The sequence below is a fragment of the Arthrobacter sp. ok909 genome (assembly GCF_900104405.1).
Taxonomy (GTDB): domain Bacteria; phylum Actinomycetota; class Actinomycetes; order Actinomycetales; family Micrococcaceae; genus Arthrobacter; species Arthrobacter humicola.
The window spans coordinates 189,728-204,262 of the sequence record NZ_FNJS01000001.1; the positions used below are offsets into that span (position 1 = coordinate 189,728).

The 14,535-nt window shown below is 67.6% G+C and carries 14 protein-coding genes; 7 read left to right on the top strand and 7 right to left on the bottom strand.

Translation table 11 applies throughout. From position 1 onward, the window contains the following. Nucleotides 1-85: 85 nt before the first annotated feature. The 3 genes from BLR03_RS00870 (at nt 86) to BLR03_RS00880 (ending at nt 2,533) form a co-directional block, all read left to right on the top strand. Complete coding sequence (locus tag BLR03_RS00870; protein ID WP_091248239.1) at nt 86-649, top strand: NAD(P)H-dependent oxidoreductase; 564 nt, start codon at nt 86-88, stop codon at nt 647-649. Nucleotides 650-809: 160 nt separating this feature from the next. Further along, complete coding sequence (locus BLR03_RS00875) at nt 810-2,108, top strand: aminotransferase-like domain-containing protein (protein WP_091248242.1); 1,299 nt, start codon at nt 810-812, stop codon at nt 2,106-2,108. Then, nucleotides 2,105-2,533: a universal stress protein gene (locus BLR03_RS00880; RefSeq protein WP_091248245.1), complete on the top strand. Its 429-nt coding sequence runs from the start codon at nt 2,105-2,107 to the stop codon at nt 2,531-2,533. Before BLR03_RS00875 ends, BLR03_RS00880 begins: the two co-directional genes overlap by 4 nt. A 3-nt stretch (nt 2,534-2,536) precedes the next feature. Here BLR03_RS00880 and BLR03_RS00885 read toward each other — a convergent pair whose 3' ends face one another. Further along, nucleotides 2,537-4,147 (bottom strand): AMP-binding protein, encoded by a 1,611-nt coding sequence (locus BLR03_RS00885; RefSeq protein WP_091248248.1) that lies wholly within the window; start codon nt 4,145-4,147, stop codon nt 2,537-2,539. Between the two features lie 256 nt (nt 4,148-4,403). Between BLR03_RS00885 and BLR03_RS00890 the strand changes: the two genes are divergently transcribed. Then, nucleotides 4,404-4,742 carry a hypothetical protein gene (locus tag BLR03_RS00890; protein ID WP_091248251.1) on the top strand — a complete coding sequence of 113 codons (339 nt, stop codon included), beginning with the start codon at nt 4,404-4,406 and terminating at the stop codon, nt 4,740-4,742. 152 nt (nt 4,743-4,894) lie between these two features. Here the strand turns inward: BLR03_RS00890 and BLR03_RS00895 are convergent, their stop codons facing one another. From BLR03_RS00895 to BLR03_RS00910, 4 genes are all read right to left on the bottom strand, one after another. Next, a complete protein-coding gene (locus BLR03_RS00895) occupies nt 4,895-6,427 on the bottom strand; it encodes a dihydrolipoamide acetyltransferase family protein (RefSeq protein ID WP_091248254.1) in 1,533 nt (510 codons plus the stop codon). A 9-nt stretch (nt 6,428-6,436) separates the two neighbouring features. Beyond that, the gene (locus BLR03_RS00900) at nt 6,437-7,417 is read right to left on the bottom strand and encodes an alpha-ketoacid dehydrogenase subunit beta (protein ID WP_091248257.1); all 981 of its coding nucleotides are present in this window, start codon (nt 7,415-7,417) and stop codon (nt 6,437-6,439) included. Further along, complete coding sequence (gene pdhA / locus BLR03_RS00905) at nt 7,417-8,673, bottom strand: pyruvate dehydrogenase (acetyl-transferring) E1 component subunit alpha (RefSeq protein ID WP_091248260.1); 1,257 nt, start codon at nt 8,671-8,673, stop codon at nt 7,417-7,419. The genes BLR03_RS00900 and pdhA overlap by 1 nt, the downstream gene beginning before the upstream one ends. Nucleotides 8,674-8,820: 147 nt before the next feature. Further along, nucleotides 8,821-9,939, bottom strand: coding sequence for a histidinol-phosphate transaminase (locus BLR03_RS00910; RefSeq protein WP_175460359.1), 1,119 nt, complete (start codon nt 9,937-9,939; stop codon nt 8,821-8,823). A 97-nt stretch (nt 9,940-10,036) separates the two neighbouring features. Here BLR03_RS00910 and BLR03_RS00915 point away from each other — a divergent pair, with 97 nt between their 5' ends. After that, a complete protein-coding gene (locus tag BLR03_RS00915) occupies nt 10,037-10,423 on the top strand; it encodes a phage holin family protein (RefSeq protein WP_091248807.1) in 387 nt (128 codons plus the stop codon). 96 nt (nt 10,424-10,519) lie between these two features. On the opposite strand, the gene BLR03_RS00920 is transcribed toward BLR03_RS00915, so the two are convergent. Together BLR03_RS00920 and BLR03_RS00925 are read right to left on the bottom strand one after the other, a co-directional pair. Beyond that, nucleotides 10,520-11,836 (bottom strand): alpha/beta hydrolase family protein, encoded by a 1,317-nt coding sequence (locus BLR03_RS00920; protein ID WP_091248263.1) that lies wholly within the window; start codon nt 11,834-11,836, stop codon nt 10,520-10,522. Continuing rightward, nucleotides 11,836-12,171 carry a hypothetical protein gene (locus tag BLR03_RS00925; protein WP_254788091.1) on the bottom strand — a complete coding sequence of 112 codons (336 nt, stop codon included), beginning with the start codon at nt 12,169-12,171 and terminating at the stop codon, nt 11,836-11,838. The genes BLR03_RS00920 and BLR03_RS00925 overlap by 1 nt, the downstream gene beginning before the upstream one ends. Nucleotides 12,172-12,352: 181 nt before the next feature. Here BLR03_RS00925 and purB point away from each other — a divergent pair, with 181 nt between their 5' ends. Beyond that, nucleotides 12,353-13,795: an adenylosuccinate lyase gene (gene purB, locus BLR03_RS00930; RefSeq protein ID WP_091248269.1), complete on the top strand. Its 1,443-nt coding sequence runs from the start codon at nt 12,353-12,355 to the stop codon at nt 13,793-13,795. Beyond that, entirely contained in the window at nt 13,792-14,463 is a 672-nt protein-coding gene (locus BLR03_RS00935) for a histidine phosphatase family protein (RefSeq protein WP_091248272.1), read from the top strand. Before purB ends, BLR03_RS00935 begins: the two co-directional genes overlap by 4 nt. Nucleotides 14,464-14,535: the final 72 nt, after the last annotated feature.

Sequence of the window (14,535 nt, forward strand, 5' to 3'; positions counted from 1 at the left end):
TCCGTTTAGCATGGGTGAAGGCCTCAAAGCCTCACGATCAGCCAGCCGCCGGAAACGTCCCGCGGCGTGACGCATAGGAGTACACATGTCCAAGAAGACCGTCCTCACCCTCGTCGGCAGCCTGCGCGCCGGCTCCACCAACCAGCAGCTGGCCGAGGCCATCCAGCTCAACGCGCCGGAGCAGGTGGACGTCGTCATTCACGAGAGCCTCGGCAACATCCCGTTCTACAACGAGGACATCGACGTCGAAGGCCAGGTGCCCGCAGCGGCGGCCGCCCTGCGCGCAGCGGCCAACGACGCCGACACCATCCTGTTGGTCACGCCCGAACACAACGGCACGGTCCCGGCCTCCCTGAAGAACGCCATTGACTGGCTGTCCCGCCCGTTCGGCGCCGGCGCCCTTGCCGGCAAGCCCACCGCCGTCGTCGGCACCGCCTTCGGCCAGTTCGGCGGCGTCTGGGCCCAGGACGAGGCCCGCAAGGCCGTCGGCATCGCCGGCGCCCAGGTCCTCGAAAACGTCAAGATGGCAGTCCCCGGCTCGATGGTCCGCTTTGCCGAAGTTCACCCGAAGGACGACGCCGAAGTTGTCGAGCAGATCAAGGGCGTGTTCGACGCGCTGGCCGAAGCACGCACCCCGGAAGCGGCGTAGCGCGCCCGAGCTCCTGCTCCCTTGAGCCCCCGGCAGCCGCGGCTGCCGGGGGCCTTGCGCTTTCCGGCCGGCCGGCAGATGCCGTCGCATGGCGCCCGGCACGGGTCCTCTTGAAAACAATCGTTTCCCCCCAGGCAACATGGGTAGTATCCTTGGGACTGTGACCCACGAAACACTTGATGCCGCCGCAGCAGTACTTCCGGCCGAGGCCATTGACGCAATCGAACGTGCGGCTACGTCCGCCCACCGCCACGAGATCCTGTTCTCGGAGCGCGCAGCAAATATCAAACAGTCGGCCGTGCGGGATGTTTTCGACATCTCGATGCGCCCGGGCCTGGTGTCCCTTGCCGGCGGAAGCCCGTACCTGCAGTCCCTGCCGCTGGAGCGCCTCGGCCAGACGGCCGCGAAGATCATCGCCGAGCAGGGCATGACTGCCCTGCAGTATGGCGGCGGCCAGGGCACCGAGGAACTCCGCACTCAGATCTGCGAGGTCATGGCAGCAGAGGGGATCCTCGATGCCGATCCTGCGAACATCGTCATTACCGCGGGTTCCCAGTCCGCGCAGGATGTAGCCACCAAGGTCTTCTGCAACCCGGGCGACGTGGTCCTCGTGGAGGACCCCACCTACGTGGGCGCCCTCAACACATTCGAGGCCTACCAGGTGGAGGTCGAAACCGTGTCGATGGACGGGGACGGCATCGTCCCGGACCTGCTGGAGGCGAAGATCGCCGCACTCCAGGCCGCGGGGAAGAATGTCAAGTTCCTCTACACCATCCCCAGCTTCAACAACCCGTCCGGCATCACACTGTCCCCCGAACGCCGGCAGTCAGTGGTCGATATATGCCGCCGCGCGAATATCTTGGTCCTGGAAGACAACCCCTACGGTCTGCTCCGCTTCGACGGCAAGCCCCTGATCCCTTTGCGGGCAGCCAACCCCGACGACGTCATCTACATGGGGTCCTTCTCGAAGATCTTCGCCCCCGGCCTGCGGATCGGCTGGGCGCTGGTCCCTGCCCACCTGCAGCGCCGCTATTACCTGGCTTCGGAGGCCGTCACCTTGTGCCCGCCGACGTTCAACCAGATGCTGGTCTCGGCCTATCTGCGCGAATACGACTGGCGCGGCCAGATCGAGACCTACCGGGGGCTGTACCAGGAACGCTGCGCGGCAATGCTAGCCGCCCTGGCAGAATTCATGCCGGACGGCCTGAGCTGGACGCGCCCCGACGGCGGCTTTTTCGTGTGGGTCACGCTGCCCGACGGCGTGGACACCTACCCGTTGCTGAGGAAGGCGATCGACGCCGGCGTCGTGTTCATCCCGGGCGCGGCATTTACGCATTCGGACGACCCGTCCAACAAGATCCGGCTGGCGTTCAGCGCTGTGCCGCCCGAGTCCATCCGTGAGGGCGTGCGGCGTCTCGCGCCGGTCCTGCGCGAAGCTGTAGAGGCGCTGAAGCCATGACCGGAATTATCGTAGTCGGCGTCGACGGCAGTGAGACTGCACTGCGGGCGGCGCAGACCGCACGTGACCTCGCAGCGTCCATGGGGGCGACCCTTCACGTGGTCAGTGCCTTCGACAGCGACAGGACCGAGGTCATCAGCAGCGGCGGCGACACGTGGATCATTTCCGACGCCGGCAACGCGGAGAAGGTCGCCCGAACGGTCGCGGACGGCCTGCGCCGCCCCGGCACCGACGTTTCCTACGCGGCTGCCCGGGGCAAACCCGCCGAGGCCCTCATCAACGAAGCCGAACGGACCGGCGCCCGGATGATTGTGGTCGGCAACCGGCGCATGAGCGGAATCGGCCGGGTGCTGGGGAGCGTTGCGAACAGCGTGGCCCACAACGCCCCCTGCGACGTCTACATCGCCAAGACCGACGTCGGCTAGGCCCTACTGCTTTGCTTCCCCCGCGGCCGGTGCCGTGGTCTTGAGCATCCGGCGCAGGATTTTTCCTGACGACGACTTCGGCACGGCCTCGATGAACTCCACGCGCCGGACCTTCTTGAACGGCGCCACCTTGGCCGCCACGAAGGCCATGACGGCGTCTTCATCCAAGGCGGCGCCGTCCGGTCCGGGCTGGCGCACCACAAACGCCATGGGCACTTCCTGGCCATCGGCGTCGAGGGCTCCGATCACCGCGGAGTCGGCAATCCCTGGGTGGGTCAGCAGCAGCGCCTCCAGCTCCGCCGGAGCGATCTGGTAGCCCTTGTACTTGATGAGTTCCTTGAGCCGGTCCACGATCGTCACGACGCCGTCCGCCCGCACCGTCGCGATGTCCCCGGTGTGCAGGAAGCCGTCCGCGTCCAGGGTGTCCGCGGTTTCGTCCGGCCGGTTGAGGTAACCGAGCATGACATTCGGTCCGCGACACAGCAGGTGTCCCGGCGCGCTGGTTCCTTCCGCGGGAACCGGAATCTCCTCCCCCGTGGCCGGATCCACGAGGCGGCACTGCATGTTGGGCACCGTGTACCCCACCGAGCTGACGGGAACATCAACGCCGTCGCGCGGAATGAGGTGCGACACCGGGCTCATCTCGGTCATGCCGTAGCCCTGCAGCACGCGGCATCCCAGGCGCTCCGCGAGTCGGGTACCGAGCTCCCCGTCCAGGGGTGCCGCGCCAGAGAGCGTGGTGTGGACCGAACTGAGGTCGTACTCGGCAACCAGCGGGTGCTTGGACAGCGCCACGGCCACCGGCGGGGCGATGAACAGGTAGGTGCACCGGTGATCCTGGATGATCCGCAGGAACTCGGGCAGATCGAACCGGGGCATGGTCACGAGCCGGGCCCGCTGGCGCAGGGCGATGTTCAACAGCACCGTGAGTCCGTAGATATGGAAGAACGGGAGCAGCGCCAGGACGCGGTCCTCGGGGCCGACGTCGAGCAGTCCCCGGGACTGTTCCACATTGGCGACCAGATTCCGGTGGCTGAGCATGACGCCCTTGGGCCGGCCCGTGGTGCCGGAGGAGTAGGGCAGCACGGCCACATGGGTGGCCGGATCGAACGAAACGTGGGGCGCCGGCGCCCCGGCGCCGAGGAGGTCAGCCAGGGAGGGGTGGCCGTCGGCGCCGTCGATCACCACGAGCCGCGCGGCCGGGATCCCGGTCCTTTCGGCGGCCTCCCGGGCGGCCGGCAGCAGCGCCGAAACGGTGAAAAGCCAGCCCGCGCCGGCGTCGGTGAGCTGGTTGGCGATATCCTCCGCCGTGTACAGCGAGTTGACCGTGGTGACCGTGGCGCCCGCCCGCAGCAGGCCGTGGAAAACAGTGGCAAACGCGGGAATGTTCGGGCACAGGATGGCTGCCACGCCGCGGACACCGAGACCTTGGGCGGCAACGGCACCGGCGAGGGCATCGATCTGGGCGCGGAGCGTACGGTAGGTGGTTTCCGCACCGCTGGCGCCGTCGACGACGGCGACCCGGTCCAGGTCTTGTTCGGCCAGATCGCCGAAGAGGTAGTCGTAGATACCGAGGTTGGGAACATCGACGTCGGGGTACGGGCTTGAAAACACGCAACATCTCCTTTGATCCGCGTCCGCCGGGCTGGCGGCGGCTGGTGTCACTCTAGTGCCGGGGAGCGCCCGGCGGACAGGACGGCACGGACCTGACTGTGACCGGGCTTGACTGTGATCGGAGTTGATGAGGATCACCCCCTCCCGTGGGCAGCCTCACCGCCCCGCGGCCCGCCCGGGCGAGCCTGGCTCGGTAAAATGGGAAGTGCCCTGCGATGGTGCGGACATCCGAGAATCCACCTACCAAGGGGACCCAATGATCACTCTTCAGCGCCGCCAGCTGGTCGGCCACGACATCCTGCTGGCCCGCCACGGCAACCACATCAGCACCATGCGGGTGGACCGCGGCGCAGGCCGCGTTGTCGCCTTTCTGGACGACGGATCAACAGACAGCGCCCCCAACCTGATTGCCCCGGGACTGCGCATGCCGGACACCGTGCGGAGCGTGCTCCGCGAGGACTGGAAGTTCCTCGCCGGGGCCAGCGCGTGCAGCCTGGGACTCGCCGGACTGATGTTTGCCGCCGCGACCGCCCTCGCCGGCATCAGCGGCGATCCTGCCCTGGCGCAGGTGCTGACGGCATACTCGGGAAACTGAGGCATCCCGGCGTGGAGGCCTGACAACCGCGGGGCCTGACAACTGCGCGGCCCGACACCGACCTGGCCCGACACTGACGGAACCCCGCCGCTGAATAATTCAGCGGCGGGGTTCCGTTTTCTGTTGGCCCTGGTCCGGCAGCCGTTCCGGGGCTAGTCCAGCAGCAGTGCCGGTTCTTCCAGTATGGCGGCGACGTCGGCCATGAAACGGGCCGAAAGGTCCCCGTCCACCACGCGGTGGTCGAAGGAGCCGCCGAGGGTGGTGATCCAGCGCGGAATGACTTCCCCGTCCAGGACCCAGGGCTTCTGCTTGATGGTGCCGAATGCCACGATCGCGACCTCGCCCGGGTTGATGATCGGCGTGCCGGTATCGATCCCGAGGGCGCCGATGTTGGTCACGGTGAGCGTGCCGCCCTGCATCTGGGCGGGCTGGGTCTTGCCGGCCCGCGCCGTGGTGGCGAGCTCGTTCAGGGCCAGGGCCAGCTGCTTGAGCGAAAGATCCTGGGCGTTCTTGATGTTCGGCACCATCAGTCCGCGGGGGGTGGCCGCCGCGATGCCGAGGTTCATGAAGTGCTTGACGTGGATCTCCGCGGAGTCGCTGCCGTCGGGGTTGTCCACCCAGGTGGCGTTGACGCTCGGGTTCCGCGCCGCGGCCCAAATGACCGCCTTGGCGAGGATCAGCAGCGGGGAGACCCTGATGCCTTCGAAATCACGGGAGGCCTTCAGCCGCTTCACGAATTCCATGGTGCGGCTGGCGTCGACGTCGACAAAGATGCTGACGTGAGGTGCCGCAAAGGCCGATTCGACCATGGCCTTTGCGGTGGCCTTGCGGACGCCCTTGACCGGGACCCGCTCGATCCGCTGGTCCTGCGGGCGGCCGGACTTGCCCCAGAACGAGTCCGCCTTGTCCACCTCGGCGTCACGTTGGGCCTGGTAGCTCACCAGGTCCTCACGGGTCACTTCACCGCGGGCGCCGGTGGGCACGACGTCAGCCAGGTTGATCCCGAGATCCCGGGCGATCTTGCGGACGGGCGGCTTGGCCAGCACCTTGCCGACCAGGCCGCTGATGGCACCGCTGAACGTGGGACGCGGGTCGATGGCGCCGGCGGGGCCAGCGGCTTCGTCAGCCGTTCGGCCGACGGTGTCCGGGTTGATCCAGATGTCGTGGGTCTCTACGCCTACCCGCTCTGCCACCGTGGCGGAAGGACCGGTGGCTGCCGCAGCCGCCGGAGTTTCGCGGCCTGTGGCCGGAGCAGCCGCCGGGGCCGAAATCCGCCGCCGGCGCTTGACGGCGTCGGCCTTGGGACCGGAACCGACCAGCGGGCCGCCGGCCGGGCGTCCGGACGTCTCGCCGGCGTCGGACCCGTCGGCCGGCAGCTTTCCGTACATCGGTACCGGTGCAGCAGGTGCGGGGGCGGCCGGTGCCGGTGCAGCAGCTGCCGCGACGTCGTCACTCACGCTGATGATCGGCGTGCCGACCTCCACCGTGACGCCCTCGGGAACCAGCAGCTCGGTGACGGTCCCCGCGAACGGTGAGGGCAGTTCCACGAGGGACTTGGCCGTCTCGATCTCGCACAGGACGTCGTTGATGGCCACGGTGTCGCCGGCTTTGACCTTCCAGTCGACGATTTCGGCCTCGGTCAGCCCTTCGCCGACGTCCGGGAGGTTGAACTTGTTAAGCGTCATGGGTCCTCGTTAGTACGCGAGGGCGCGGTCCAGCGCCTCAAGGATGCGGTCGATGTCCGGCAGGTAGTCTTCTTCGACCTTGGCCACGGGATAGGGCATGTGGAAACCGCCGACCCGGATCACGGGGGCTTCAAGCGAGTGGAAGGCACGCTCGCTGATCCGGGCCGCGATTTCGCCGCCGATGCCGCCGAAGGTGGGGGCCTCGTGGGCCACGATCAGCCGGCCGGTTTTCTGGACCGAGGCCGTGACGGTGTCAAAGTCGATCGGAGAGATGGAACGGAGGTCGATCACTTCGACGCTGTGGCCGTCCTCGGCCGCGGCTTCGGCCGCCGCGAGGGCCACGGGCACCAGCGGGCCGTAGACGACGATCGTGGCGTCGGTTCCCTCCCGCAGCACGTGCGCCTTGAAGGGGTCCGCGGATGCACCGGGGTTCTCGGTGTCCACCTCGCCCTTGAGCCAGTAGCGGCGCTTCGGCTCGAAAACGATCACAGGATCCTGGCATTCGACGGCCTGCTGGATCATCCAGTAGGCATCGTGCGGATTGGACGGCGTGATGATGCGCAGGCCGGCCGTGTGGGCGAACAGCGCCTCCGGCGATTCGGAGTGGTGCTCGATCGAGCCGATGCCGCCGCCGTACGGGATCCGGACCACGACCGGAACTGTCAGGTTGCCGTTGCTGCGCGAGTGCATCTTGGCCAGCTGGGTGGTGATCTGGTTGAAGCCCGGGAACACGAAACCGTCGAACTGAATCTCGCACACGGGCTGGTAGCCGCGCAGGGAGAGCCCGATCGCGGTGCCGATAATGCCGGATTCGGCCAGCGGGGTATCCACCACACGGTCGCCGCCGAATTCGCCGATCAGTCCGTCGGTGACCCGGTAGACGCCGCCGAGGGCCCCGATGTCCTCGCCCATCAGCAGCGAGCGGGGGTTGTTGGTCAGCGTGGCCCGCAGACCTTCATTGATGGCCTTGGCAATGGTCATGGTGGTCATCAGCGGGCCGCCTTGTCTGTCTGGTCAGCGTTTGCAGGTTCCTCGTCGGCGAACCCGGCGCTGTACTCCTCGAACCAGGCCAGCTCTTCGGCCACCAGCGGGTGGGCCTCCACATACGTGTTGGCGAAGGCAGTCCGGATGTCCGGGGTTTCCAGGTCGTGGGTGGTCTTGCGGACGTAGGCGGCGAGTTCGTCGCCGTCGGCCCTGACCTGTTCGAAGAAGGCATCGTCCGCGAGGCCCTCGGCCCGGAGGTACTTCTCCAGCCGGTCCAGCGGATCCTTGGCCCGCCAGAGGCTTTCTTCGGCGGATCCGCGGTACTTGGTGGGGTCATCGGCAGTGGTGTGCGCCCCCACCCTGTAGGTGAACGCCTCGATCAGCACGGGTCCGTTGCCTTCGCGGGCCTGCTCCAGCGCCCACTCCGTGACGGCGTGGACGGCAATGACGTCATTGCCGTCCACCCGGATGCCCGGGAAGCCGTAACCCTTGGCGCGGTTGGCCAGCGGCACGCGGGTCTGCACAGAGCTCGGCACGGAGATCGCCCAGTGGTTGTTCTGGCAGAAGAAGACCACGGGGGCCTGGTAGGACGAGGCGAACACCATGGATTCATGGACGTCGCCCTCTGAACTGGCGCCGTCGCCGAAGTACACCATGACGGCGGCCTTGGGCTCCGCGGGCTGTCCCGCTTCCCCGCTGGCGACGGCGTTGGCGGCCGCCAGCCTCTGGTCCCGCTGGATGCCCATGGCATAGCCGACTGCGTGCGGCGTCTGGGCGGCCAGAACCAGCGTGTAGAGGTGGAAGTTCGTGTCCTTGGGATTCCAGCCGCCGTTGGAGACGCCGCGGAACTGTCGCAGCAGCTCGGCCAGGTCCACATTGCGCGTCAGGGCCACACCGTGTTCGCGGTAGGTCGGGAAGATGTAGTCCTGCGGCTGGCTGGCCCGGCCGGAGCCGATCTGGGCGGCTTCCTGCCCGGTGAGCGGGACCCACAGGGCCAGCTGGCCTTGCCGCTGCAGGGCGGTGGCTTCCACATCGAAGCGCCGGATCTTCGACATGTCGGCGTAGAAGCCGCGCAGGGTCTCGGGATCGAGCTTCTCGGCGTACTGTGAGAAAACCGGATCCGAGCCTAGGGTGCCGTCCGGGCCTAGCAGCTGCACCATCGGCTCGGCCGGCGCGCCCAGTTGGGCCTCGGCTTCCGCCTCGAGCCGGTCATCCATGTCGGTTCCGTCGAACTCGGTAGAGGGCAGATGTGTGGCGCCCATACCGTCTCCTTGCTTGCCGCATCCGAATGCGCCGCAATCGCTGGGATATATGCCGAACTGGGAATACATTCCGAATTCGGCATATATTTTGGCTTACTGGTCCCTACTTTATCCGCACGGGGCGGCCACAACGCGTCATGTTAAGCGCTAGGAACGCCGTGGTGGTTTTGTATAGATTGCACAGAGTTCAAGGAACCGGGTGTTGGCTTCCGTTTCTCCGATGCTGACCCGGACCCCCTCGTCGCCGAAGGCCCGCACGGAAAGCGCCCGTTCCGCTGCCAGGGCGGCGAATTCCGCGCTGTTTGCGCCCAGGTTGAGCCAGACAAAGTTGCCCTGCGCCTCCGGAACGAACCACCCGAGCTCGCGCAGTCCGGCGGTGACCCGATCCCGCTCATCAACCAGGCTTTGTACCCTTTCTACAACGTCGGCGAAGTGCTCGAGCGACGTGACGGCGGCGATTTCCGCGATCTGGGACACCGCGAAGGGTGTGGCGGCAACCCGCAGGTGCTGCGTCAGTTCGGGACGGGAGACGCTGTAGCCCACGCGGAGCCCGGCGAGTCCGTGAGCCTTCGAGAACGTCCGCAGGACGACGACGTTGGGGTACTTGCGGTACATGGCAATGCCGTCCACGGGGTCGGCGGCGCGCACGAATTCCTGGTAGGCCTCGTCGATGACCACCACGACGTCCGAGGGCACGGACTTGATGAAGCGCTCCGTTTCCTCGGTGGTCAGGATGGGTCCGGTCGGGTTGTTGGGCGTGCACAGAAGGATCATTCTGGTCCGCGCCGTGACCGCGGCCGCCATGGCGTCGAGGTCGTGCCGTCCGTCCGCGGTCAGCGGGATCCGTACGCTCTCGGCGCCGGCCAGTCCGACGCAGATCGGGTAGGCCTCGAATGAGCGCCAAGCGTAGATGACTTCGTCTGCCTTGCCGTCGTCGTTCTGACCGGCGAAGGTGGTCAGCAACTGGTTCAGGGCGCCCAGGCTGCCGGCGCCCGTGACGATGTCCTCGGCGGGAACGTCCAGGAAGCCGGCGAGTGATGCGCGCAGCTTGCTGCTGAGCGGATCGGGATAGCGGTTGAAGTCGGTCTGCGCCGCGATGGCCTGCTGCACTGCAGGGATCGGGGGCAGCGGGTTTTCGTTGGAGGAAAGCTTGTAGCTGACCAGGCCCTCTACGGGGACGGGCGGTTTTCCGGCCGCGTAGCGGGGAAGGAGGTCTACCACCGGACGGGGTTTGATGCCCCCGGCCGTGTTTTCTGATGAAGTCATGCTAACTAGCCTACTTCGGGTCTCTGCCGCAATAGGGGGATCAATAGGGGGATATGGTCCCTGCCGCCGCCCGCGGGCGTATGACAGCATGGGGGCCATGAGCTCATTCATCGCACGGGTCATCATCAACGGGCTGGCCCTGGCAATCGCGTGCTGGATCCTCACCGGACTGGATATTTCCACCGCGAACAACAACATTTTCAGCGTCGTCCTGGGCTACCTGTTCATCGGCCTGATCTTCGGCCTGGTCAATGCCTTCGTCAAGCCAATCGTCAGCCTCCTGTCTCTTCCGATCACCATCCTCACCCTGGGCTTGTTTACGGTTGTCATCAACGCGGGAATGCTATACCTGACGTCCTGGATCAGCAGCTATACCACCGTGCACTTCACCATTGACAGCTTCTGGTGGACTGCCGTGTTCGCCGCCCTCATCATCAGCGGCGTGTCCCTCGTGGCGAGCTTCCTGCCCGCTCTCGATCGCTAGCCGCTCCCGGCCCGGTCCGCTGCTCCGGAGCCGGCCCCGGAGCCATGGGCACTCCCTGCGATGGCGGGCGTGCTTCACGCCGGAGCGAGAAGCGGGTCACCGTCGCCGCCCGCCGGTTCCCACGACAGCGGCCAGCGCCGCCGTCGAATCCCGCAGCGTGTTGTCCCGGCTCGCCGAGATGAGTTCGGCCCCGTCGGCGTAATTTTCCAGCCGGTGCCCGGGACCTAAGCCGAAATCCTTCAGCGGCGGCACCTCCAGCGGGTTGGTGAGCGTCACGGTCACCCGGTCCCTGGTGTCCGGGTTGGCCAGGCCGTCCGCCCCCGGCACCCAGTCCTGCGCGTGTTCAAGGTGGAGGCTGCGGATCCCCGGCTCCGGGGTGATACCACCCACCGGCGAGCCCGCCGTGAGCACGAACTTGAGATCGTAGTCGGCCAGGACGGCGCGGTCCCTGCTGAGATTCATCGCATGGATCCCGCCCTGGCTGTAGCCGACCGCGACTAGCTGGTCGCCGGCCGCGGCTCCGGCCTGCCGGAGCGCCTCCCTGATGGCCGCACCCGTGGAGGCCGAGTCGTAGCCCAGGGCCTCGGCCACTCCGGTGGGATCGAAGGGATTGGCCCCTTCCGGCGGGCCGTCCAGCTGGGTTCCGGGGATGATGACCACCCACGCCGGCCGGGCGCCGCCGTCGACCTCGATGACTTCGATCTGGCCGCCCGGCTCGCCCACCGTTCCGGCCCTCCGCAGCAATCCGGCCGGGGAGAGGTCGACTGCCGCGGAATACGTCTCCCGCCCCACGATGCTGACGGGCCGGGGCTTGAGGAACTCGAGCCCCGGCGCCTCCGAGACGTCCCGGACCAGGCTGCGGACGTCAGCGGGTCCGCTCAGGGCTCCGACAACGGCGGCCAGGGGCGCGGGCAGGCCCAACAGCGCGGCGAGATTCCGCGGCGCCATGGCGACCCAGTCCTCCACGACGCCGCGCACCCCGGGGAGGGCGAAAGGCTCCGGGGCCGCACCGTACTCGGCGCCGTGGAATCCCAGCCGCAGGAGCAGGGCATTCCGGGCCTCCGCAAACTCGTACTCCCGGTGGCTGGCACGGACGTCGTCGCCTATCCGCTGCAGCTGCGACCGGACACGGCCGACATCCCGGCCAGCTTCTCCCACCGCGATGATCGCGTTGCTGCCGCTGGTGTAGGGGTCGGACTGATAAGGGAAGAGTGCGTGCTTCACGGTGTCAGCCTCCAGTTCAACCGACCGTAGTTGCCGGACCAGCGCGTCCAGTGCCGCTGCGCCGGCAAGGAGCTCCTCGAACTGGAAGCTGAGCCCTCCGATTCCGCCGCGGATGCGCAGGCTGCCGTCCGACGGCGGCGTGGAAACCCAAGGCGTCCCGCCAGAGTCTGCCGGTGTTGCTTCGGCCATCAGGAACTCACCCGGTCTGAGGACAGCGTCACGTTCTGGGCGTGCCGGCGCACCACGGCCACAGCATCCAGCAAGGCGTCCCGGCTGCGGCGCAGGGCTGCAGCCTGCAGGGACAGGGTCAGCCGGTAGGCTCGCCCGGCCGGCGACTGCCAGGTCTGCAGTTCAAGGCGGGCCAGCGCGGCCAGCACGGTGTCGGCCTCATCGGCGCACCGAGCCACGCGCGCCGCGAGCTGCTGGACTTCGAAACTGCGCGATGCGCATTCAACGGCGTCGGCGGCCGTCACGCCGAGAATAGCCACACTGCCCGTCGAACCGGGGCGCACCATGCTGGTCATGGAAGTGACGCTAGCGGGCGGCCGGCACCCGCTGAAGAGCGGCGCCGGGCTATGTGGACAGCCCGGCTATGTGGACAACAGCCGCGGATCGCCGCGCGATGCGAACCGGCAATGTCACACGGTGATGTCATAACGACAGGGGCGCTTAAGGCCCGGCGGCACTTCGTGAAAGAATCGGAACATGCCTGAAACTGCCGCCACAGCTGATACCCGCACGCCGTCCGGACGCCTGGCCCTCGCCGCGTCCGACCGCCAGATCGCGCTCGGCCCGCTGGACGGCCGCTACCAGTCCGCCGTCGCACCCCTGGTGGACTACCTCTCCGAAGCAGCACTGAACCGCGACCGCGTGGCTGTGGAGGTCGAATGGCTGATCCACCTGACAAGCAACAGCGTCCTGCCCGGCGCCGGCCCGCTCACGGCGGCCCAGCGGGAGCAGCTGCGCGCGATTGTCACGGAGTTCGACGCCGCGTCAGTCACCGAACTGGCCGAGATCGAGGCAGTCACGGTGCACGACGTCAAGGCTGTGGAGTACTACATCGGCCGCCGCCTGCCCGGCATCGGGATCGATCACCTGACCGCCATGGTGCACTTCGGCTGCACCTCGGAGGACATCAACAACCTCTCCTACGCCCTCGGCGTCAAGGGAGCCGTGGAGCACGTGTGGCTGCCCGCGGCCCGTGCCCTGGTTGCCCAGATCAGTGCCATGGCCGAGGACAACCGCGCGGTGCCGATGCTCTCCCGCACGCACGGCCAGCCGGCCACGCCCACCACGCTGGGCAAGGAACTGGCCGTCATTGCGCACCGCCTCAACCGCCAGCTGGACCGGATTGCCCGGACCGAATACCTCGGCAAGATCAACGGCGCCACCGGCACTTACGCCGCCCATGTCGTCTCCGTCCCGGGCGCCGACTGGGAGCACGTTGCCAAGAGCTTCGTCGAGGGCCTCGGCCTGACCTGGAACCCGCTGACCACCCAGATCGAAAGCCACGACTGGCAGGCAGAACTCTATGCCGACGTCGCGCGGTTCAACCGCATCCTGCACAACGTCTGCACTGACATCTGGAGCTACATCTCGATCGGCTACTTTGTGCAGATCCCGGTCGCGGGCGCCACCGGCTCCTCGACCATGCCGCACAAGGTGAACCCGATCCGGTTCGAAAACGCCGAGGCCAACCTCGAGATCTCCTCGGGGCTGCTGGACGTACTGGGTTCCACCCTGGTCACCTCGCGCTGGCAGCGCGACCTCACCGATTCGTCCTCGCAGCGCAACATCGGGGTGGCGTTCGGCCACTCGCTGCTCGCCATCTCCAACGTCGCCAAGGGCCTGGACCGGCTCAAGGTGGCCGAGGACGTCCTGGCCGCGGATCTGGACACCAACTGGGAAGTCCTGGGCGAGGCCATCCAGATGGTCATGCGCGCCGAGGCGATCGCCGGCGTCGAGGGCATGGAGAACCCCTACGAACGGCTCAAGGACCTGACCCGCGGACACCGCGTGGACGCGGTCCGGATGCAGGAATTCGTCCAGGGCCTGGGCCTGTCCGCCGACGCCGAAGCCCGGCTCCTGGCGCTGACCCCCGGCCGCTACACGGGCATCGCGGAGAAGCTGGTGGACCACCTCAAGTGAGGCTCCTGCTCATCCGCCACGGCCAGACGCCCGGGAACGTGCTCGGGCAGCTGGACACAGCCCACCCCGGCCCCGGGCTGACGGAGCTCGGCGAGCGGCAGGCTGCTGCCTTGGCGAGGTCGCTGGCGAATGAGGAGATCGGGCTGCTTTACGCGTCCACCCTGATCCGGACCCAGATCACGGCACAACCGCTGGCCGCCATGCGCAGCCTCGACATCGAGGTCCTGGCGGGCCTGCGGGAAATCGAAGCAGGGTCACTGGAGAAACTCACCGACCGCGAGTCGCACATGCGCTACTTCAGTACGGTCGCTGCCTGGACCGAGGGCGACCTGGCCCGGAGGATGCCGGCCGGACCCAGTGGCCACGACTTCTTTGAACGCTTCGACGACTCGATTGCCCGGATTGCGGCCGCGGCCGGGTCAACTGCCGGGTCCGGCGCTGTGGCCGTGGTGAGCCATGGCGCCGCCATCAGGGTCTGGGCTGGCGTGCGGGCCGTCAACGTGGAACCTGAATTCGCCGTCCGCCACGTAGTCGCCAACACCGGCATTGTGGCTCTGGAGGGCGATCCCGACGCCGGATGGCGGCTCATCCACTGGGATGAGAGCCCCGTGGGAGGCCTGGCCCTGGCAGACCCGACGGCGGAAGATCCCACCGGCCGTCCGGCGTAGCGGACGGCCCGTTCCGGCCGGCCTTCCCCGACTGTCCTTCGCCGGCGGGGCGCACCCGGCGGCACGCACCCT